Source organism: Methylobacterium sp. 17Sr1-1, assembly GCF_003173775.1.
Classification (GTDB): domain Bacteria; phylum Pseudomonadota; class Alphaproteobacteria; order Rhizobiales; family Beijerinckiaceae; genus Methylobacterium.
In genome coordinates this window covers 1,032,743-1,053,266 of the sequence record NZ_CP029552.1, presented here as the reverse complement: position 1 = coordinate 1,053,266, position 20,524 = coordinate 1,032,743, and the positions used below count along the sequence as shown (strand labels likewise).

17 protein-coding genes and 1 pseudogene are annotated in these 20,524 nt (G+C 56.9%); 10 read left to right on the top strand and 8 right to left on the bottom strand.

Features of this window, described 5'->3' with window-relative positions; genetic code table 11:
* Positions 1 to 34 precede the first annotated feature (34 nt).
* Entirely contained in the window at positions 35 to 1,105 is a 1,071-nt protein-coding gene (locus tag DK412_RS04730) for an SIR2 family protein (RefSeq protein WP_109971006.1), read from the bottom strand.
* Between the two features lie 342 nt (positions 1,106 to 1,447).
* On the opposite strand from DK412_RS04730, the gene DK412_RS30540 reads away from it, so the two are divergent.
* Positions 1,448 to 1,687 (top strand): hypothetical protein, encoded by a 240-nt coding sequence (locus tag DK412_RS30540; protein ID WP_204165497.1) that lies wholly within the window; start codon positions 1,448 to 1,450, stop codon positions 1,685 to 1,687.
* Positions 1,688 to 1,778: 91 nt separating this feature from the next.
* Here DK412_RS30540 and DK412_RS04725 read toward each other — a convergent pair whose 3' ends face one another.
* Positions 1,779 to 3,227 (bottom strand): MFS transporter, encoded by a 1,449-nt coding sequence (locus DK412_RS04725; protein WP_162596106.1) that lies wholly within the window; start codon positions 3,225 to 3,227, stop codon positions 1,779 to 1,781.
* A 357-nt stretch (positions 3,228 to 3,584) separates the two neighbouring features.
* On the opposite strand from DK412_RS04725, the gene DK412_RS04720 reads away from it, so the two are divergent.
* Positions 3,585 to 4,505: a DMT family transporter gene (locus tag DK412_RS04720; RefSeq protein WP_245447431.1), complete on the top strand. Its 921-nt coding sequence runs from the start codon at positions 3,585 to 3,587 to the stop codon at positions 4,503 to 4,505.
* 161 nt (positions 4,506 to 4,666) lie between these two features.
* Positions 4,667 to 4,942, top strand: coding sequence for a hypothetical protein (locus DK412_RS04715; RefSeq protein WP_109971004.1), 276 nt, complete (start codon positions 4,667 to 4,669; stop codon positions 4,940 to 4,942).
* Between the two features lie 49 nt (positions 4,943 to 4,991).
* On the opposite strand, the gene DK412_RS04710 is transcribed toward DK412_RS04715, so the two are convergent.
* From DK412_RS04710 to DK412_RS29995, 3 genes are all read right to left on the bottom strand, one after another.
* Positions 4,992 to 5,636, bottom strand: coding sequence for an SOS response-associated peptidase (locus DK412_RS04710; protein ID WP_109971003.1), 645 nt, complete (start codon positions 5,634 to 5,636; stop codon positions 4,992 to 4,994).
* 490 nt (positions 5,637 to 6,126) lie between these two features.
* Complete coding sequence (locus DK412_RS04705; protein WP_109971002.1) at positions 6,127 to 6,477, bottom strand: DUF2958 domain-containing protein; 351 nt, start codon at positions 6,475 to 6,477, stop codon at positions 6,127 to 6,129.
* A 22-nt stretch (positions 6,478 to 6,499) separates the two neighbouring features.
* Positions 6,500 to 6,784, bottom strand: a complete 285-nt coding sequence (locus DK412_RS29995; RefSeq protein WP_162596105.1) for a hypothetical protein — start codon at positions 6,782 to 6,784, stop codon at positions 6,500 to 6,502.
* A 316-nt stretch (positions 6,785 to 7,100) separates the two neighbouring features.
* Between DK412_RS29995 and DK412_RS04700 the strand changes: the two are divergent.
* The 6 genes and pseudogenes from DK412_RS04700 to DK412_RS04675 all read left to right on the top strand — a co-directional run.
* Positions 7,101 to 7,515: pseudogene (locus DK412_RS04700) on the top strand (IS5 family transposase); the annotation flags it as partial.
* Between the two features lie 84 nt (positions 7,516 to 7,599).
* Positions 7,600 to 9,018, top strand: a complete 1,419-nt coding sequence (locus DK412_RS04690) for an N-6 DNA methylase (RefSeq protein ID WP_162596104.1) — start codon at positions 7,600 to 7,602, stop codon at positions 9,016 to 9,018.
* On the top strand, positions 9,015 to 10,556 hold the full coding sequence (locus tag DK412_RS04685; RefSeq protein WP_109975062.1) for a restriction endonuclease subunit S: 1,542 nt from the start codon (positions 9,015 to 9,017) through the stop codon (positions 10,554 to 10,556). Before DK412_RS04690 ends, DK412_RS04685 begins: the two co-directional genes overlap by 4 nt.
* The gene (locus tag DK412_RS04680; RefSeq protein WP_109975061.1) at positions 10,553 to 12,121 is read left to right on the top strand and encodes an ATP-binding protein; all 1,569 of its coding nucleotides are present in this window, start codon (positions 10,553 to 10,555) and stop codon (positions 12,119 to 12,121) included. The genes DK412_RS04685 and DK412_RS04680 overlap by 4 nt, the downstream gene beginning before the upstream one ends.
* Positions 12,118 to 12,981 carry a hypothetical protein gene (locus DK412_RS29990; protein WP_162596102.1) on the top strand — a complete coding sequence of 288 codons (864 nt, stop codon included), beginning with the start codon at positions 12,118 to 12,120 and terminating at the stop codon, positions 12,979 to 12,981. The genes DK412_RS04680 and DK412_RS29990 overlap by 4 nt, the downstream gene beginning before the upstream one ends.
* Before the next feature lie 291 nt (positions 12,982 to 13,272).
* Positions 13,273 to 13,863: a site-specific integrase gene (locus DK412_RS04675; protein ID WP_245447430.1), complete on the top strand. Its 591-nt coding sequence runs from the start codon at positions 13,273 to 13,275 to the stop codon at positions 13,861 to 13,863.
* Between the two features lie 37 nt (positions 13,864 to 13,900).
* Here DK412_RS04675 and DK412_RS04670 read toward each other — a convergent pair whose 3' ends face one another.
* The 3 genes from DK412_RS04670 to DK412_RS04660 all read right to left on the bottom strand — a co-directional run bounded on the left by DK412_RS04670 (position 13,901) and on the right by DK412_RS04660 (position 19,415).
* Complete coding sequence (locus DK412_RS04670) at positions 13,901 to 15,223, bottom strand: site-specific integrase (RefSeq protein ID WP_109971001.1); 1,323 nt, start codon at positions 15,221 to 15,223, stop codon at positions 13,901 to 13,903.
* A 545-nt stretch (positions 15,224 to 15,768) separates the two neighbouring features.
* The gene (locus DK412_RS04665) at positions 15,769 to 18,249 is read right to left on the bottom strand and encodes a PAS domain S-box protein (protein ID WP_109971000.1); all 2,481 of its coding nucleotides are present in this window, start codon (positions 18,247 to 18,249) and stop codon (positions 15,769 to 15,771) included.
* Positions 18,250 to 18,458: 209 nt separating this feature from the next.
* On the bottom strand, positions 18,459 to 19,415 hold the full coding sequence (locus DK412_RS04660; protein ID WP_109970999.1) for an aldo/keto reductase: 957 nt from the start codon (positions 19,413 to 19,415) through the stop codon (positions 18,459 to 18,461).
* Between the two features lie 112 nt (positions 19,416 to 19,527).
* Between DK412_RS04660 and DK412_RS04655 the strand changes: the two genes are divergently transcribed.
* On the top strand, positions 19,528 to 20,415 hold the full coding sequence (locus DK412_RS04655) for a LysR family transcriptional regulator (protein WP_109970998.1): 888 nt from the start codon (positions 19,528 to 19,530) through the stop codon (positions 20,413 to 20,415).
* The last annotated feature ends 109 nt before the right edge of the window (positions 20,416 to 20,524 follow it).

Below are 20,524 nucleotides of genomic sequence, written 5' to 3'. Positions count from 1 at the left end.
GTCCGCTGCAGGGCGAAGTGATAAGGTCTCGCCATCACTTCAGTACAAGATCATAATCGGAAAGCAGGCCAGTACAATCTAGTTCCCTTTCTAGGAAAATTGCATTATCGGATTGCGCTCCAGAGTTAGGCGGCAAACACATCGTTCTTAGATTATGCATCAAAACCTTTGCGTTTGGTTTTGAAATTCCCATCGCAGTAGCGAATATCTGCTTGTTGAAGACAATTTGGGAGGGTGGCGGTGTCAATATCTTGATATTTTGATCATGAAATCCGAACCCGAGAAACACGATGCTCTGCGCACCAGATATCGCCTCAAGAATATCCGACCGCAAATTTCCATCTTGTATGTTCTCCGTGTAAGTTATTATTTCATTTGCTGCTTTGACTGAGCTGTGAGGATAGTCGTCGCATCCTCCAAATTTTATAATATTCCTAGTGCCTGCGGAGCCAGGCAAGAAGCCAACTTGTCCGTATGGATGCAGTATCTTTATATTTTTAACTACATTATTGGCATATTCAGTGTCGCATAAAAAATATTGCCGAAGTGCATTTGTTAGAAAGAACTCCAGACATCTATCATAATTGAAGTTTATAAACGTTATGTACTTGAATGCGTCTGCCATGTTTGAAGATGGCACGCCGTGCGTCAGGGTAGAGAACAAACTACTGTACCATGTGCGCTTCGTTTGAGAAAAATCGACAAATTGTCTTCCGTTGAACTCATTATACAACAAGCAATTTCTTTCTGCTTTAAGAATACATTCTGCGATTGCTATCTTAGCCACAGCGACCAGATTTTTGTTTTGCTGATGAGTATTTACAAAGTCGTCAATTGATTTAGCAAGATTGATCCCGAGACTAATATCACTAGAAATTTTATAGTATTTTTCAATTACATCCGGGTCTTCCATATCATCGTTATTATGAGCATAGTATCGAAGCATATCAGAAAATTTCTGATCGCATGGCTCTGGCATGCCATAGGCGCCGTTCTTAACTGCCGTCAAATTTGATATATTTTCGGCTAGTTTCGTGCCTAGTGGCATGTTGATGTCAAAGCCTGAGCCCGCTCCAATCACAAAGACAATCTTTCTGTTTATCATTATAGTCCCCCTAGCTGCACGGCGCCCAAGCCAGAACCATGCTAGCGCAGTTTGCGAGATGGGCAATGCTGGCTATGTGATGATACATCTAGCGAGATCCGTGTCTGGCCATCATCGGTAACAGTCCCCACCAACTAATTAGTGCGCGCTTTGTTGCCGGGCGTCGCTGCATCACTGCGCCGCGCCGACAGCGCACGTACGAAACCGCCGCCGCTTTGCTGGGCGCGGGGTGCTCGTGTGATTGATGAAGGTGGAGCGTAAGACCTCCCGTGACGGTACCTTGCCGAGGGCTACTGTACCGATTATGTTCAAAATATTTCAAGAAAACGTATAGACGACGCCTTGCTGGAAACGCGCTTAAGCGATCAGTTTGCTGGAAACTGCAAGATAGGCTCATTTACAATTTTTAACGGCGGAACATATGAATTTGCTGGGCTGGCAAAGGCCTCTGATGATGTCTCTGGATCTTATCGAATTTTCGAGGATGGCAAAATTCTCGATGGATCAAGCACCTCGGGTTACCCTGTTGCTATAGAAACGTTTCACACGCTGTGCCTGGGTCAGGCAGCAAAAGAGTTCTAGTTTAATTCCAGGCTCGCCGCTGATGAGTTGTTATGATCCTCCAGCTTTTAGCCAGGTCGGAGTGAGCAGAAGCATGCTCCACTAGTTGTCTTTAGAGCCGCCGCACCGGCAGGGTCCACGCCAGTACTGCATTGGCTATAGCGAAGAGTGCGATGGTCGAGAAGGCGGCTGAGAAGCCGCTTTGAATGTGTGTCATTGCTGAACCGCGCGACGCCTCTGGCAAGCTCGCCAGGGCGGCGGGACCGTGTCGAACGGCGTCGGCGAAGACATCAGCAATCGCGGCGTTCCGACCCAGCGCCACGAACAGCACCCCCATCGCGATGGTGACGCCGATGGCCGAGCCAACCGACCGCGACAGTTGCACGGACGCAGACGCAGCACCCAGCATGGCGGGTGGAGCCTGCGACTGCATGGTGATTTGAGCCACCGGCATAGCCGAGCCCTGAAACACCGCCACGACCGCCAGCATCGCCGGGAGACCCCAGGGGCCGAGCACTGCCCCGACCGGACCCATCCCGAACGCCACGAGCAGCAAGCCCAGCGCGGCTGCGGTCTGACCCACTGCGGGGAAAATGGCGACACGCCCAGTACGCGAGACCAGTCGCCCCGTGATCAGCGATCCTACCCCAACCGTCGCAGTCAGAGGCAGCATCATCAGCCCGATCTCTCCTGCCGAAGCCCCGTCCACCGCTCGCAAGTGGATCGGCAGGATCGTCGCTTCGCTCACCAGCAACGCGCCGGAGCAGGCAGCCATGGCGTTCGCTCGCCACATGGCCGGGCGACGCAGCAGGTCCAGCGGGAACAGCGGGTGCGCCGCTCGCCGCTCCTGCCGCCACAGCAGCACGAGGCAGACCAGGGACATCCCGATCCCGAGCAGCGTCGCAGGTTCGACGCTCTGTAGCTGTTCCAGCGCCAACAGGAGCGGCACCACCGATCCGGCAAACAGGAATAGGCCCGGCCAGTCGAACTTCCCGCGCTCGCCGCTGCCTTCGCGGCTGGGTAGCCGCACAAGAAGCACCATAGCCAGCAGGCCGAGCGGCAGGTTCACCAGGAAGACCGAAGGCCATCCGAACGCCTGCGTCAGCGCCCCGCCTGCCACCGGACCGAATGTTGAGGAGGCCACGATCACGGCGGCCATGAACCCTTGGGCTCGACCGAGCTGATGGCGCGCGACATTCTCGGCGAGCACCGCCTGGCTCAGCACCATCAAGCCTCCGCCGCCGAAGCCCTGCAGAATGCGCGCCCCAACCAGCGTCAGGAGGCTATGAGCCAAGGCGCACAGCACGGACGCCGTGACGAACAGCACCAGGGCCAGCAGCAGCATGCGTCGCCGCCCGAGAGCATCCCCCAGCCGACCGTAGACGGGTGCCGCCACGGTGCTGGCCACCAAGTAGGATGCGACCACCCAGGAGACCCGCTCCACGTCGCCGAACTCGCTCGCCATCGCCGGCAGCGCCGCCGTGATGATGGTACCGTCAACCACGGCTACGAATGTTGGGAGCAGGATGGGCGGAAACACTCGCCGGAGCGGCAAATTCATCGGTGCCATTCTCAGATCGGACCAGCTGGGACAGGGCTGGCGGTGGCGGTTGGGGAGAGCGGTACACGGATGTGGCAGGCGGAGATATGGCCCCGCTGCTCGCCGCGGTTGCACGCACATCAAGGCCAGATCGTCCGCCGATGCCGTCCCTAATCATCACGGTGGAGTGGGTGGCTTCGGTCGGGTATGGCGTCGGCGCGGCCACCGGAATGCATCCCGGGGGTAACCGGATCGGCGGGATGCGGCGCGATTGGTCGCACGACCAGGGCGGATCGGTCGCCGAACTCTGATTGCCCCCCGCTGCTCCAAAACGACGAAGGGTAGGAAACCGTGGCTGTGAGTGTGGGGCGTGCCGCCGTGCCGGTGGGCGCCATCGGTGGCATCGTGATGATGCTGCTCGGCGTGCTGTTCTTCGCGTTGAACGACACGATGGGCAAATGGCTGCTCGGCACCTACGCGGTGGGTCAGCTCATGCTGGTCCGCAGCATCTCCGGCCTGTGCGTGATGGCGCCTGCCATTCACCGGGTCGGGCTCAGCGGCTTCCGCGATGCACCGCGCCCCGGATTGCAGCTGGTGAGAGCGGGCTTCTCGACGCTCGAAGCCTCGCTCTTCTTCTGGGGCGTCAGCACGCTGCCCCTGGCTGAGGTCATGACCTACTACATGGCGGGTCCAATCTATGTGACCGCTCTCTCTCCCCTGCTGCTAGGCGAGCGCGTTGGCTGGCGTCGCTGGGCCGCCATCGGGGTGGGCTTCTGCGGGGTCGCCCTTGCCCTCCATCCCTCACCGGGATCGTTGTCCGTGGGAGCGGTGTGCGCCCTCGCCGGCAGCTTCTTCTACGCGCTGTTCCTCATCACCACCCGCAAGCTAGCGGCTGTTCCCGGCACCGTTCTGATGACGGGCCAGCTGGTGTCGTCGCTGATTTTCGGTGCGGTTCTGGTGCTGGCCTATGGGTGGACCTCCACCGGACCCACGGACTTCGCGCTGATGCTGCTGCTGGGCGTTGGATCGCTGTTGGGAAATTTATGCGTGAACCAGTCGCTCCGGCTGGCGCCTGCGACGACGGTCGTGCCCTATCAGTACACGTTGATCCTATGGGGCATGCTGTTCGGCTACATGTTCTTTGGCGAGATGATTGGTCCGCTCACAATAGCTGGAGCCGGCATCATCTTTGCCAGCGGTCTCTTCATCTTCCTGCGGGAGCAGCAGTTGGGGCGGAGGTCGAAAGCCCGTGATGTACCAACTGAGCCAGCGATCGCGAAACTGCATGATCTCGACTGAGCGAGAGCAGCCGATTGCCTCTTACCGCATGACCAGCGAGGTGACAGCCGTCGGCTACCCACGATGAGTGGCGGCTCAGGCGACCGCCTGTGTGGATCTGTCCCTTTGAGAAAGAGAAGATCGCCCTAAATAGAATTGAGATGGGGCACCGAGGATGCATCATGATCGCGCAACCTGCCCTCACTGACCCCCTTCCGCTCATAGCCGCACTGGCGGAAGAGCTTGCCTTCGCCATGACCGAAGATCTCATGGCGGAGCAGTACCGGAAGCCGAGCGCGGCCCTTGATCGGCTGGCGGCGGCGAAAACCTATCTCGAACGGCACCAGCACCCTGTGGGTCCTCATGCGCAGGAAGCTGTAGAGATCGCCACCGCGCAGGGTGGCTTGCCTGCACCTACGACCGCGGAAGCCGGGAACACCGGCTCGACCTCGGAATGAGGGAGAAGGCTGGTGAGTAGCCGCCGCCAGCATTCTCGAAGCCTCATCTTTATCCTCCATCCTTCCGCTCGCCCCGAGCGACCTCGGTCATCATCTCATCCGGCAGGGGCCGTTGTAGCTGAAGCGCCTCCTCGGCTGGCGCTTCGAGCCACGCGCGCCACTCCTCAGGGGTCGTCAGGAGGACCGGCATCGCCTTGGGGTGAACCGGACCGACTATCCCGTTGGCCTCCGTCGTCAGGAACGAGAACAGCCGGTGCTCCTCCGGCACGGGCTCGTCCCGCTTCGGTCCACGCACGCCCGTCCAGGGTCGCCAGATCCCCGCGAAGGCGAACAGCGGCCGGCTCTCGTCAAGGGCAAACCACACCGGCGTCTTACGGGGCTTGGTGTCGGCGTACTCGCTGAACGAGGTCACCGGCACGAGGCAGCGGTGGGCCGGCTTGAGCCAGGGTCGCCAGTAGGGCGAGGCGACGTTGCGCACGTTGGTGACCGGCTGCGTGCCAAGCTTCGGGGGCGGTGGGAAGCCCCAGCGCATCATAGTCAGTACCCGCTCACCGTCAGAGGCGTGAATGACGGGCGCCATCTGGTCCGGAAAGATGCCGGGCAGCGATGGCAGGTTGCCGGTCTCGTCGCGATCGACCGCGAAGGTGCGCCGGATCTCATCCTGGGAGCGGGAACTGCTGTAGAGGTTGCACATGGACGGGATCGTAGCCGATCGAGCCCCACCAGTCCCCTGATACAGCTCAAGGGACCATGTCCCACTGAGGGGCTGCTCCGGCCCGTTGCAGGCCCCGACAAGGCGCAATACGGTCTGCTCTGCGCTCGCATCTAACGACTGACTGATAGGAGATAATATTGCCCGTCAGAGATATAGCGGTGGTTTGGGTCGAGCCGGCGACCGATCCTCGTCCATCCTACCAGCCGCAAACGATCTACCCGACACTCCGCCAAGCTATACAAGCAGCTCAATCACCCCAAGAGCAAGCTGCGCATCCTGGTCGGGTACCTTGGATACGTGCAGGAACTGGAAATGGGTCGGAAATTGTTGACCCAGCCGGGATTGAAATGCTCCGCGAGGCATTTAATGAAGGGGTGCATCACGGGAACATCATATAATTGGGATATTTGTGCAGGCTTCGATCAATCGAAACGGGGGCGCCCCACACCCCGAAGGATCTCTCGCTCGGTTACACTGAGCGGGAGGAACTAAGGTCGACGATCCGCCCGGCTTCGCGCGCCGCACGTGCATAGACGGATATGGCATGAGTAGGTCGGAACGAGGTATCCCGCTCCAAGCCAATCGCGAGACCCGCGCTCACCTCCTCGATCTCAGCGAGGCTCACATAGCCGAGTTCGGGCTCGCCGAAGCCGAGATCACACAGCCCGAAGAGGGTGTCGCCATCTGCTTCCATCGCGCAGATCAACCACGTGGCAGGCCCCATGGGGTTGAACAGCTTGACCACTGGGTGGTGGTCACCGTCGCGATCCCGGCCGTTGGCCAGCAGCAGTTCACGGGTGGCGGCATCGATCAGGCGCATAAGAGGCTCCTCGCTCATGGCGTTAGGAAGCCGTGCAGCCATTGGCGAGGGAGCGCGAGCTTGGAGGGCGGATCAGCTGCACGGGCAAAACATCATAAAAGTAGAATTCTGTGATGTTTGCGGCTAAGCCGTTGATCTCATTGAGCGTACCTGCGTGCTCGACCTCGCACATGCCCGGAAACATCATACTTTGCAGCGAAACAGCTTGAAGTATGAGGTTTCGGTGAAGCAAGCGACGGTACCCACTGAAGCCGAGTTCCGGCGCTTCGCGGCGGTAGAGAGCAAGGGGCGCTACGATCCTCGCCATCGGATTGATCGCCCCGTCGTTGCACGAGCCAGCGCCGGGCGACTAGGCTGGCGTAGCCTCGCTTGTAAGCTGTGATACTCGGCTTTAGGTGGAAGCCGGGGCGGCAGCGCCCTCGTCGTACGACGCCCTTTTCCATAAGCGCATCCAGGGCGAAATGCTCCTGCCGCAAGTCAGGCGTCAGGGCAGCCGCTATAAGCCTCCGCGCTCGGCACGCAGATGCAGCTTTGGTCGAGAGCCGGCCCTGGCAACGCCCGAGCGCCTAGGGCGTCTCTGCAAAGGGGTTCACATGGGCGGGGTGAGCGCCCACGTGATTGGAATGCGACGCTTTGAACTGACCGACGCGCAGTCGGAGCAGATCGCCCCACTGCTGCCGCCGCAGAAGCCGCGTACCGGCCGGCCTGCGGAGGATCACCGTCGGGGCCTCAACGGCATGCTCTGGATCCTGCGCACGAGCGCGCCGTGGGAGGATCTGCCGGCGCGCTACGGCGCGGTCGGAACCGTGTCGAGCCGGTTCTATCGTTGGCGCAAAGCCGGCGTGTTCGACCGGGTGCTGCAGCGCCTGCAGGCGCAGGCCGATGCCCGTGGCGATCTCGACTGGGACCTGCACTTCGTGGACGCGACGGTGGTGCGCGCCCACCGCCACGCCGCCGGTGCGCGCCGGTCCGGCGCCATCGGGGGGTGAGGGCACGGTCGAGGGTGTGGGCGAGGCGCTCGGGCGCAGCCAGGGCGGGTTGGAGAGACGCCCTAGCGCGAGACAGCGCAGCTGCGCTAAACGAAGCAGTGACGAACGTACCATGCGGATATGAGTTGCTGCGATGATCGAGCCTGAGGCATCCCCGCGTGATGTTGTCAATGAACTCTGGGCACTGTGCGATATTTTGCGAAATGATGGTGTGACGTCGCAGGATTACCTAACAGAATTAACATACATCCTTTTCTTGAAATTGCTGAGCGAGCGAAATTTAGACAATAGGCTACCCAACAATGTCCGATGGAAGATGCTTGTAGACTGCAGCCCGGATCTCTCTCTCAAAAATTATAATGCTATGCTTAAGGCGCTTGATGGACACGAGAATGCTACAATATCTTCCATCTACTTAAATGCAAGAACCTCCATTCGCAGCAGTGATAACTTCCAAAGGATATTAAACGTAATCAACTCGATGTCATGGTATGCCTCTGATTTCGAAGTTGTCGGCGAGATTTATGAAGGCTTACTTGAAAAAATTGCAACAGATAGAAAAAGTGGCGCTGGACAATATTTTACGCCTAGACCCCTAATTGACTGCATCATCACGGTTATGCGGCCAAAAGAAGGCGAAATAATACAAGATCCTGCCGCGGGAACTGGTGGCTTCTTAGTAGCCGCCAGTCGTGCGATCAATGGACAGTCATCCCCCATTAAAAACAGGGCAAAGATTGTCGGATGCGAGATTGTGCCAGAGACATTTCGACTATTACTTATGAATTTCCTGCTTCATGATATGGATGTATCAGGGCTGATATCGGGCGATGCCATGGCGGAGGCAGGAGCCGCTTTACCGCGATCAGATGTGATCTTGAGCAATCCACCATTCGGGGTATCCAAACGCGGTCGGAAGCCGGAACGTGCCAATTTAACGCTCACTGGCGCTAGCCGAAATAAGCAACTCGCTTTTATCGAACATATAGGCAGAGGATTGAGCCCTAACGGCCGGGCAGCTGTTATTGTTCCTGATAATGTTCTCTTCGCTGGTGGCGTTGCTCGTCAGGTACGGACTTGGCTATTAGATAACTTCGTGCTGCACACAATACTTCGTCTTCCGTCCGGCATTTTCTATGCCCAAGGAATACGCACTAGCGTACTATTTTTTAATTATATTCCAGGAAGTTCTACTTCGGCAACTTGGTTTTACGATCTCAGGGCAGGGCTTCCCGCCTTCGGACGATCTCGACCGTTACGGTATGAAGATTTCTCAGATTTTATTTCAAAATTTGGCGAACTTCCGGACGGGTCAATTCGGCCCCCCGAGGCTGAACCCGAGCTGAGCCGGTTTCGAAGATTCTCCCGGGACGACTTAGCATGCAGAGATGACACCCTGGACGTAGTATGGTTGACAGAGCCAGACGCCAGTGAAGACATATTAGAAGATGTTAATGATCTTCTCGAAGCCGTGAGAGAACACTTGCAGCGAGCGTCAGCCGCCGTGGAGGTCCTCGCTGCCCGGACAGACAATGATATAAGCGTCCAATGACTCTCAGATCGCCAAATTTCGAATTCATACAATCATCCACCGATCCACTTCTTAATTGCGCGGAGCGATGGCCTCGTGTGGAACTTGGCAAAATTGCGGAGATAAAATCAGGCTTTGCGTATTCTTCGCGATATTTCAATGAATTGAGTGGTACCCCTCTGATAAGAATTCGAGATATTGGCAAAAACACGGCTGAAACGCTTTACTCAGGACCTATTACTGACGATTTTTGGGTTAATACAGGCGATTATCTCGTCGGGCTCGATGGTGAGTTTCGATCGGCGAACTGGAATGGACCTCGAGCCCTTTTAAATCAACGCGTTGCCAAGATTACAGTCGATTCTCCAATATACCGCCAATCGTTCCTCGAGCTTATATTGCCAGGCTATCTCAAAGCAATTAACGCCAATACATCCTCCGTCACAGTAAAGCATCTCTCAACACGTACCATTTCATCTATACCATTACCACAGCCTTCATTATCTGAGCAAGACGAAATTATTACCTTTATGAAAGACGTCGACCGTGCGATTCGTCAAGCCGACTTTGAGGCATCCTCTGCGGCCCAAAAGATTTCCAATTATTTCGATAGGCATATTAAGAATGCTTACAATTCGCGCGAAGGCTGGACCGAAGAATCACTCGGAGATATAGCGTCAGTTCAGGGCGGCATAACTCTTGGGCGAAAATATACGCCTAACGATGATTTAGTCGAGCTCCCTTACTTACGGGTTGCGAACGTGCAGCGCGGCAGATTAGATCTGAAAGATGTTAAAAGCATAATGGTGCGTAAAACCGAGGTAGATCGTCTACTTTTGGAGGTTGGCGACGTTTTGATGAACGAGGGTGGTGATCGTGATAAGTTAGGTCGTGGTTGGATCTGGGAAGGACAGATATCAAATTGCATACATCAAAATCATGTATTCAGGGTTCGATTAAATTCTGATATTATATCTCCTCTATTTCTTGCACGATATACCAACTACGTTGCACATAGCTATCTTGAGGCTGCAGGAACGCAAACAAGCAATCTGGCTTCGATTAGCGCTCGGGCTGTAAAATCCCTTATTGTTCCTATACCACCCCGAGATACGGTTACACAAATCGATAACGCATTGACTCTTACGATTTCAGAAATTGAAAATCTTCAGAGAGAGGTGCAGCAAGCGCGTCATCTTTTAGGCGCGATCCGGCCTAAAATGTTAGGGGAGGCATTAAGTGGCGACCGAAGCATCCCGTCCGATGTGCCAATTCAGCCCATATCGGTACGGGTCAAATCGCAGCGGTCTCGCACCGTCCGTCAAATAAATTCTGGATCGTTGAATGCCATGCACTCAAAGCAAAGACCCTCTCTAGCGAGTATACTCATCACCGCAGAGAAGCCATTATCACCAGAGCAACTGTTCACAGCATCACACTATGATATAGAAGATCTAGAGAATTTTTATTCGGAACTCAGCGCCCTTATAGACGCTGGCACAGTATTTGAAGATAGCGAAAAAAATTTAATTGGGCGCGTCACGGGTAAGTTGTCATGAAAGTTCTCAAGCTTACACTTCCGCGATATAAGAATCTTTTCGATTTTGAAATAAATTTTGATGAGAATATACCGGATGTTTTGCTAATTGGCAATAATGGAGCAGGAAAATCGAATCTCATTGAAGCGCTCGTCATTATCTTTCGAGACCTGATTGAAGGTCGCCATACAGAGACTGATTTCTCATACAATATAATTTATGAAATCAAAAACATAAAAATTTTAATCGATCATGATCCCAATAGAGAAAGAGTCCGAACAAATATTAATGTCGAGGGAAATAACGTGAATGCGCTATACTTGACAGAAAATGGGTTGCTTCCTAGAACTCTGTTTGCATATTACTCAGGCGCTAGCGATAGATTAAGCAAACTTTTTGATAGGTCTCTTGTATTATTTCGCGACAAAATGATAGCTGGCGATATATCAGCCCATCAAAGTCTCATTTACGGGCGTGCGATACATAGTCGCTTTGTTCTGTTGGCATTTCTAATTGATCAGGATGCCGAAGCACTATCTGTGCTTCATGAAGAATTGGGCATTGAAGAGCTGGCAAGCGCGTTATTCGTGCTGCAAAAACCCTCTTGGGGCGCAAATCAATCGGTCAAAGACAAATCTAAGTTCTGGAATGCTAAGGGTGTTGTCAGAAAATTCTTAAATCAACTTTATGATGCATCACTAGCTCCGCTTCAAGTCCTTGCTAAAGAACGTACAGGAATAAACACTAAATCAAATCGACAAAGAATATATCTATTCATAAGGAAAGTTGAAGACTTACGACGTATTGTCGACAATCTTAAGCCAAAAAAAGAACCGCGATCGCGTAGCCTTTTTAGGCTTTTAGAAAGTGCGTTCGTTTCGGATCTGATTTACGATATTGTCGTAACAATTCGTAAGACGGGCGCAGATGGTAGCATAGGGTTTCGTGAATTAAGTGAGGGAGAGCAACAGTTACTTATGGTTTTAGGTCTTTTAAGGTTTACCAAGGACGAAGAAAGTTTGTTTCTCCTCGACGAGCCTGATACTCATTTGAATCCTGTATGGGGTCTCAAATTTCTTGAATTAGTTGATAAAGTTGTAGGGCAAGATAAAAGCCGTCACTTGCTTTTTGTGACGCACGACCCCGTGGCCGTTGCTATGTCAAATCGCAAGCAAGTGAGATTGCTTACCAAATCGGAGGATGGCAAGATTGAAGCGCGAGAGCCGTCAGAGGACCCGAGCAAACTTGGCGTGCCAGGCGTGCTGATGAGCGAGATGTTCGGCTTAGATTCGCTTATGGCTCCATCTGTGCAGAAAGATGTCAACGAAAAGCACCACCTTGTTGCACTCGGAGATGATCGGTCCCCTGCACAATCTGCAGAGTTGGATAGAGTAAATCAGCGCTTATCGGAAGTTGATGTGAGCGCGTCATTACCAGATCCGCTGTATGCCGAATTTGTCAAAAGAATCATGGAGCGCGAAGCGGCTTTCATCGCATCGGAGACAACGCTGACGCGTAAGCAATTAAAGGAGCGTGATGAGCTGATGGATAAAATTCTCGACGAATTATTTGGTGATAAAAAATGAGAAAAATTCCCTCAGATAATCTTGTATTGCCGCCAGGTTGGAACGCCAAAAAGTTGGCGGCTGAAAAGGCTGTAGCGAAATCTTTAGATAAACCAAAGACAATTGGCGAATTTTCAAATGTCTGGGGAGAGCTCAAGGAAAACCTGAGTAAAATTTCTAAGAATAAATGTTTTTATTGCGAGACAGTGCGCGTTCGCGACGACTATCAAGTTGACCACTACCGTCCAAAGAGTGGCGTAGAGGCTAACGGACACCGAGGCTATTGGTGGCTCGCGTTCGAAGTGTCTAACTTGCGCTTTGCCTGCCGATTTTGCAATGAGCGGCGGGTTAGTAACGGTGCTATAGTTGGTGGGGGTGGTAAAAGTTCGGAATTTCCACTATTGAAAGGTGGCATACGCGCTACCAAACCCGACGATATCCTTCGAGATGAGTACCCTGCGCTTATCGATCCGTATCGCGGCGATGAGGTGGGGCTTATTGGATTCAATGATCTAGGGGTGGCAACACCTCAGGCTTCAAGGGAAGATGAGCCAGTTTACTTCGAGCGTGCTCGTGCCTCAATACGCATATATCATCTAAACCATGCATATATACGAAGACGTAGGGAGCAAAAAGCGCTCGTAATCCGCCGTAAGATAGCTGAAGTAACCTTACAACTAGCTTTAGCAATTCGTCGGCATGGTACTGGAAATGAGCAAGCAGCCCTGGATGCAATAAGTAGGGCGGGTCAGATCATGGATGAGTTGGGTGAGATGCGGGGTCAAGATGAGGAATATTCAATGCTCACAACTCATATACTAAAATTGAACCAAGGAGCCAACCGCAGATGGATTGATCGACTTTTAGCAACTCCTGCATAATATTATGGCGAGGCTTGTTGATGCGAAACCAATCCATATTTGCTTTTTGTGATGTTATTTATATCGCAATCTTGCGCCTGCAAGGCATAAGACATAATTCTAATGAAATATTATAATCTCATTTTCGCATCAAATTTGTTTTTTTAGACGCTACTCTGGTATCAATGATTATACGCTGGTTTTTCCCATATGCATTGAAGTCTATTTAGTTGAGAGTTTATTATTTTTGCAATAATATCAGATATATACTCGCCCGTAAACATTATTGGGTGTATCAATGATTACTAAATAATGATTGATACGGAGCTTTCATTGAAGCAAGCACGGGTGCCGACGGAGGCCGAGTTCCGACGCCTCACAGCCGTGGTGAGCCAAGGGCGCTACGGCCCCCGTAACCGGATGGCTCTCATGCTGAGCTATCTGGCAGGGCTCCGGGTGGGCGAGATCGCCTCACTCCGTTGGAGCGACCTCCTCGAGGGAGAGGGCAAGGTGCGGGAACAGCTGCGCCTCAGCGCGGCTGTCACCAAAGGCGGGCACGCGCGCGTGGTGTTCCTCAATGCCCGGCTGCGACGCGAGATCGAGCAGTACCGATCGTCCCTGCCCTCCTCCCCTCCCCGCGAGCAGCCGGTGCTCGTCACGCAGAAGCGCGCGGCGTTCAACGCCAATACCCTCTGTCAGCTCATGCGGGGCTGGTACGATCAGGCGGGTCTGGACGGCGGTTCCAGCCATAGTGGTCGCCGGTGGTTCATCACCCGTCTTGCGCACGCGGGCATATCGCCCAAGGCCATCATGATGCTCGCTGGCCACCGGCATCTCTCGACCACTCAGCGCTACATCGATGTGAACGATGATATGATGCGTGCGGCCGTTGAGACCCTCTGACAACATAGTGCAATCATGTTTGTTTTGGTCGCTCAGCCTATGCTCGCTTCCACTCTGGCCGTAGTCGATCTACTACACGTTCAAGTCGCACTTGCCCATAATGCTTGTCGATCATGGCCAGGGACGTGCGGCAGTTGCGAGCCACATCCAGCACCTCCGAGCCGTTGGCCAGCTGCTCGCTGATGTAGAAGTGCCGGAGCGAGTACGGCGTGCGTTTGATCCCGCGGTGGTCTCGCTCCAGCCCAGCCGCCTTAAGCAGTTCGGTGAAGCCGTTGGCCACCGACGTGATCCGCTTGCCCGCCTCACTCGCAAACACCGGATCGGCATCCACGGGTTCACGACCCATTGCGCGCTCGAACAGCATCCACAGGGTGTCGAACCACGGGATCGCCGCCTTCTGCGGGATCGCTTTGCCGCTCTTGCCCTTGCCTCGCACCTGCAACCGAATGTCGCGCTGATCCACGGGCTTGCCCCGCCCTGCTCGATAGCCCAGCACGTCGCCCCACGTGAGATTGTACATCTCGGTGGGCCGGAGACCGGAGAACGCGCCAATCATCACGTACGCATGCAGCAGGGTGCGATCACGCCGTGTGTGGTCGTCCAGCCGCTTAATGCGCCAGCGCCGCTTGTCGCTTGCTTCCACCATAGCTCCGCTGCCGTCCATGATGGGGTCCACGAGCCGGCTGAGGCTGATCTTCTGTAGGTGGGCGAACTCATGGGGCTCAAAGCTGGGTCGCCGATTGTCCGGCATGCGCCGAGCCTTGATGGTGACCTCGGGCGGCGTCTTCAGGTAGCCCTGCCGCGAGGCCCAGCGTAGCAGCTGCCTCAGCACCACCAACTCGCCCCTCTGGCGGCTCAGAGAAGGCGCTGAGCGGCGTACGGGCCGACGAAGGCAGTGGCCTCCCCTTTCGTACTCGATGTGCGTGACAAGCTTGCCAGGGCCCTCGGTCCAGTAGGTGCGCCGCCACTCCGCATAACGCTCCAGATCGGCCTCGCTGACGGCATCCACGGGCTTCTGGCCGAAGTAGCCCACGAAGTACCGGCGGATCACCGCCGGCTCGCTCTTGCCTTGGTCGGCTCGACGTTCGCCACGCTCCACCTCGCGCAGGATCTGCGCAATGTACTCCTCAGCCACGCTCTCGAACGTGTGCGCGCGGGCAGTGAGCCCCTGCTGAGCCCGGTAGGTTGCTTCGTACCAGATGGCCTCCGCCCGCCGCTGCGCCTCACGCAGATCGTCGGTATCCAGGGAGCGCTTGAGCTGCCCCTGTCCTCGGATGCTGAAGCGCATCTGCCACTTGGCGCTGCCCTTGCGCTGGAACAGCTGGAAGCGCTCGTCGGGGACGTTGCCAGGGGGTCTCAAGGGGTGGCTCTGTCTGGTTACTGCGGTGCAGATGACTGCGCTAGGAGTGCGCTAGAGTGCTTTCTGACCCCCCAGCAAACCGTTACGGGAGCAGGGCAATTTTTTGGTCTGCGCTAGCACTGCGCTAGGAAATATTGCCGTTCTGGCGCAAGGGCAAGGCAATGAAAAACCCCGCTAACTGCTTAGCGGGGTTGAAAAATTCTGGTAGCGGAGGAGGGATTTGAACCCCCGACACAAGGATTATGATCTGAGCTGAAAGCCCCCTACCCTGCTGATCGGACAGAGCTTTTTTCAAGCTGCGCTAGGAGCGCGCTAGATCGCCCTCCGCGGCCTTCAAGCACGCTGCTGGCATTCGAGCATCTAGGCCGACGGAAGCACCGCTGGCGAATTCCGTTAAACGGAAGCGCGCGTGATCGATGATGGAGGAGCCGGGCTCACTGGCCAACTTCCGATGCCGTCTTTGCATTAAAAGCCACCATCAGGTCGGCAGGTGCGGAACCGCCGCATTCGACCCGTTGCAGACCCTGATTAGGTCCGCTCCCGGCTTATGCGGCCGTCGTCAGTTTCGCGATCGCACCCACGATTTGTCGTAGCTGAAGTGGCTTCTCCAGGCGCTCGACCTCCGCAAACTCCGCCGGGATCACCTCCGCGTCGTAGCCCGTCGTGAAAACGAACGGGATGCCGCGATCCTTTAGCGCCTCCGCCAACTTGAAGGACGGTCCCGGCCCGAGGTTAATGTCGACCACGACCGCGTCGGGGCGCTGTTCCACTAGTTCGGCCCTCGCATCCGCCTCCGTCGCGCAGGGGCCAAGCACCTCCGCCCCAGCACCCCGCAACGCCCGCGCTGCATCGGTGGCGAGGTAGTAGTCGTCTTCCACCACCAGCACACGGCGGCCGGTCAGGTCCGGTTCGCCCGTCATGTCGATCGCTCCTCCAAATACGCTCGCGCGCTGCGGCGCGCCCGTCTCCAGGATACTGGCGCCCTCCTGGAGCGGGAATTCCAGGTGGCAGCGCGCGCCTCCGGGCTCAATGGTGACCTGCCCGCGACCCCGCAGTTCGTAGGGGATGCGCGCCTCAATTAGCTCCGAGCCGAAGCCGCGGTGGCGCGGCGTGTCAGGTGTGGGCTGCGCTCGTACGGGGGCGCCTTCCTCAGTCCAGTCGAAGGCGAGCCAAGTGCCGCCGCGCTTCTCGAAGGTCGACCAGCGCACAGTGACCCGGCCGGTGGGCACGGAAAGCGCCCCGTACTTCAGCGCGTTGGTTGCCAACTCGTGGACCGCCAGCGTCAGCACCTCGGCGGCCTTCGGCGAGAGCGTGACATTGGGGCCATCGAGAACGTACTGGCCTTCGTGCTGGGCCTGCACGTTGACCTCGTCGTGGACGAGGGAGGCGATGCCGACGTTGACATTCGCCGCGCGAGTGAGCAGCGCCTGGACGCGGGCAAAGGCGAGGAGCCGGCCCATCATCATGTCCCTGTATTCCGACGCGCTCTGGGCGCTCTCGCCTGTCCTGGCGGTGATGGAGCGCAGGAGCGCCATGATGTTGCGCACGCGATGCTGGAGTTCGGCCAGGAGGACGGCTTGGTGCTCGACGGCGAGCTTGGCCTCAGTGACGTCCTGCGCGATGCCGCCGATGCGCAGGATGTGGCCGTTGTCGCGCAGCGGGAAATCGACGTTCCTGATCCAGCGGAATGCACCGTCGGACGGCCTCTGGATGCGGAACTCGTGGACGACGGTTTCGCCGCAGCATGCCTCCGCCAGGCGACCGAGGGCGGCCTCGCGATCATCCGGCACGATCATCGCGGCCCAGCGTGCCACCTCTCCCAGCAGGGCATCGGCCTCCACGCCGTAGATCGTCGCGATGGCGGGGCTGGTGAACTCCATCACCAGCGTGTCGGTCTTCCTCATCCAGAGACCGGCAGCCGAGGCGTTGGCAAACTGGCGGAAGCGCTCCTCGCTGGCTTGCAGGGCGCCCTCCGATCGCATCCGCTGGAGGTCCGACCAGAGACGTTGGATGACTTCGTTGACGAGCGCCACATCGTCATCGGTCCAGTGTCGGGCCGTGTGCTGATGAACGCTTAAATTTACGACACGACGGCCAGGGGCCACAACCGGAACACTCAGTAGAGCCTTGACGCCTATCTCTGCTATCGCAGCAAGATCTGGCCGATCGAAAGGTGAGCCCGTATCGTTAATCCGCACCGTGCGGCCGGCGAGCAGGTCATCGACGATAGAACCCTTGTATTCGTCAAGGCTCATTGTGGTTGGGAAAGGTTCAGCACCGTCGGCGAACCATCCGAAGAAAATTTCCGCAACGCCACGTCCCACGTCGAATTCGGCGAACATGATGCGAGACGCGTCCATCTTCTCGCCCAGCAAACGAGCCGCCGCGCTGATGAGCGAGGCTGCGTCCATCTGCTTTCGGAAGGTGTCGCTGAGCTTCAGCAGAAACGCCTGTCGCTCTTCATTCTCCCGCGCGGCGAGTTCGGAGCGTTTGCGGTCGGTGATGTCCTCGTAGAACACGCCGACACCATTCCTTCCGAAGGGAGTGACGTTGATGCCAAACCAGCGGTCCAAATTCGGGATAAAGTTCTCAAAATGTGAAGGCTGGCCGGAGACGAAGACTTGTGAATAGGCGTCTATCCAAAAGCGCGCATCCTTAGGCGGCAGCACCTCGCCGACTAGACGACCCAAGACCTGTTCGTCCCGGAGTCCCGTCACGCGCGTGCTTGCTGGATTTCGGGCTAGATGGCGAAAGTCTGTCAGGTTTCCTTCATCGTCGCGCACCGCCTCCAACTCGGCGAAGCCCTCGGCCATGCGTTCGAACAGTTCGCGATGGCGGGCTTCGCTGTCGCGGAGAGCGTCCTTGGCCCTTTGCTGTTCTGTGGTATCGACGCTTCTTGTAGGACCACCTTCAACGGTAGTGCGGCGAAGCTCCTCGCTCCGTCGGAGGGCTATCTCCTCCGACAAAGCCGCCTCCGCCGCCGCGAGGCGGCGTTCGAGGTCGGCGATGATCGTGCGCTCATCCATTCGTCGAGTGAGCACGGCGCCGCGCCCGTGCGCAACCCAACGTCGGCTTCCGGGCAGCTACCCGATGACAGCTCTCCACCCTGAGCGGTCAGTGAGAATGTTCGCTGTTAGGTCGCTCGTTGAAGTCGCAAAGCTCGGCCGCTGTGTAGGGGATACGGGCCGGGTGAGCGCACAGCCGTTGTTGATCTATTCTCCGCGCTCGCTCTTACTCAACTGTGTGCACTCATCTCACGGCTCCCACGAACTGCTGCTTGCGGAACGGCCTCCTCGATAGCAAACAGGGTCTCAGGTTGGAGATGTAATGGTGCCGCCAACGCTTCGGTAAGACGCTCTGGCGTGCGAGCGCCGACCAGAGGGACGATGTCATCACCCTGGCTTGCTACCCAACCAATCGCTGCCTGTGCGACCGTGATCCTGTTGCTCTGGGCGACGCGTTGTAGTGCGTCCGCAAGCCCTCCGTTGTGAGCGCGGTTAGCCTCGCGGAAGCGCGGGAAGACGATCGACCGGTAGTCGCCTACGCCGCTCCCCGAGCTTCCTGTCAGGAGGCCGCGGCCGAGGACGCCATAGGCTGTAACGCCGATGCCAAGCTCGCGGCACGTCGGCAGAACCTCACTCTCGATGTCACGGGACATGAGGCCATACTCGAATTGCAGTGCCGTGATCGGGTGCGCCGCATGGGCTCGCCGAAGGGTTGCGGCATCGACATTCGTGATGCCCACGTGCCGGACATATCCCTGCCGCACGAGATCTCCGATCGCTCCGATCGTATCCTCGACCGGAACAGCCGGATCCAGGCACGTCTGATAGAGATCGACGTGATCGGACCCGAGACGACGCAGTGAATAGGCCAGGGCGGTCTTCACCGCTCCTGGACGTGCATCGATCCCCAGGAACGCACCGTCCGGTCCTCGCTGCGCTCCAAACTTCACCTGGATGAAAGCTCGATCGCGCTTGCCACGCAGTCCTTCGGCCAAGAGCGTTTCGTTATGGCCCATGCCATAGAAATCGGCCGTATCAAACATGGTGACCCCGGCTTCGATCGCCGCTGCGATCGTGGCGAGGGCGGTGGTACGATCGCTATGGCCGTAGAACTCCGACATGCCCATGCAACCGAGGCCGATCGCTGACACGCTCGGTCCGTTCAAGCCGAGACGACGCATTTCCATGATGCTCTCCGGTCCTGAACCTCTGCCGCGAGGTTCTGAAGCATCATTAGGACATCAACCAATTGTCCGATAAGACGGGTCCGTCAGAACGAGGCGTTCGCGGGGCCGGACAATGGCAGTCCCCGATCTGGGTGACCTGAGTTCGTTCATGCGGGTCGCCGACGCGGGCGGCTTTCGGGCTGCCGCTCAGCGCCACGGGATTTCGGCGTCCTCACTCAGCGATGCCGTTCAGCGGTTGGAACAAGCGGTCGGTGTCCGCCTCTTCAATCGGACCACCAGGAGCGTCGTGCCGACAGAGGCAGGTCAGCGGCTCCTCGACCGGGTGCGCCCCGCCCTGGCGGAGATCACCGTTGCCTATGAGGGCGTGACACAAGACGGCGAGCCCGGCGGAACGCTGAAACTCGACGTGCCAGGCGTCGTCGCACGCCACATCCTCCCGCCAATCGCAGCGGCCTTCCTCACCGCCCATCCTCGGATCCAGCTTGAGATCAGCGTGACCGACGGCTTGGTCGATGTGATGGCGGCAGGATGCGTCGCTGGCATTCGCTACGGCGAGCACATTGCGGCCGATATGATGGCAGTACCGATTGGACCAAGGCGTCAACGGTATGTCGGCGTGGCGTCGCCCGCGTATCTGGCCGCACACGGCACACCACACCATCCGGCGGAACTGGCAACCCACGTAGGCATCGGGCACCTGTTTCCGAGTGGTCGGGTATCAGATTGGGAGTTCGAGCGGAACGGCGAACGGATCAAAGTAAAGCCGCAGGGGCGGCTGACGACAGGCTCCAGCGACATCCAGATCGCCGCAGCCGTAGCCGGACATGGGATCTTGTTCGCCTTTGAAGAGTTCGTCGCACCTCATATCCAGCGGGGTGAACTCACCGTTCTACTTAGCAACTGGCCACAGGAGTTTGACGGACCACGTATCTACTTTCCTCGAAGCCACCGCCGCGATCCGGCACTGGCGGCTTTCTTACGCTTCATAAAAGCGCCGTAGCGCAGTTTCGTCCGACTTCGGTCCTGAGCCGAACATCCGCTTTCAGCCTCCCCATCAATGCCTGCTTCCCACCCCCGGCAGACGTTCAAGGAGGGCCCAAGGAATGACG

What these genes read in the sequence shown, in the direction of transcription:
- DK412_RS04660 (WP_109970999.1), bottom strand. Translation starts at nt 19,415, where the DNA reads ATGGAAATGCGTCGTCTCGGCTTGAACGGACCGAGCGTGTCAGCGATC.
- DK412_RS04705 (WP_109971002.1), bottom strand. Translation starts at nt 6,477, where the DNA reads ATGCGCCTGATCGATGCCGCCACCCGTGAACTGCTGCTGGCCAACGGC.
- DK412_RS04680 (WP_109975061.1), top strand. Translation starts at nt 10,553, where the DNA reads ATGAAAGTTCTCAAGCTTACACTTCCGCGATATAAGAATCTTTTCGAT.
- DK412_RS04685 (WP_109975062.1), top strand. Translation starts at nt 9,015, where the DNA reads ATGACTCTCAGATCGCCAAATTTCGAATTCATACAATCATCCACCGAT.
- DK412_RS04710 (WP_109971003.1), bottom strand. Translation starts at nt 5,636, where the DNA reads ATGTGCAACCTCTACAGCAGTTCCCGCTCCCAGGATGAGATCCGGCGC.
- DK412_RS04715 (WP_109971004.1), top strand. Translation starts at nt 4,667, where the DNA reads ATGATCGCGCAACCTGCCCTCACTGACCCCCTTCCGCTCATAGCCGCA.
- DK412_RS04690 (WP_162596104.1), top strand. Translation starts at nt 7,600, where the DNA reads ATGATCGAGCCTGAGGCATCCCCGCGTGATGTTGTCAATGAACTCTGG.
- DK412_RS04730 (WP_109971006.1), bottom strand. Translation starts at nt 1,105, where the DNA reads ATGATAAACAGAAAGATTGTCTTTGTGATTGGAGCGGGCTCAGGCTTT.
- DK412_RS29990 (WP_162596102.1), top strand. Translation starts at nt 12,118, where the DNA reads ATGAGAAAAATTCCCTCAGATAATCTTGTATTGCCGCCAGGTTGGAAC.
- DK412_RS04655 (WP_109970998.1), top strand. Translation starts at nt 19,528, where the DNA reads ATGGCAGTCCCCGATCTGGGTGACCTGAGTTCGTTCATGCGGGTCGCC.
- DK412_RS04675 (WP_245447430.1), top strand. Translation starts at nt 13,273, where the DNA reads ATGATTGATACGGAGCTTTCATTGAAGCAAGCACGGGTGCCGACGGAG.
- DK412_RS29995 (WP_162596105.1), bottom strand. Translation starts at nt 6,784, where the DNA reads ATGGCGAGGATCGTAGCGCCCCTTGCTCTCTACCGCCGCGAAGCGCCG.
- DK412_RS04725 (WP_162596106.1), bottom strand. Translation starts at nt 3,227, where the DNA reads ATGAATTTGCCGCTCCGGCGAGTGTTTCCGCCCATCCTGCTCCCAACA.
- DK412_RS04665 (WP_109971000.1), bottom strand. Translation starts at nt 18,249, where the DNA reads ATGGATGAGCGCACGATCATCGCCGACCTCGAACGCCGCCTCGCGGCG.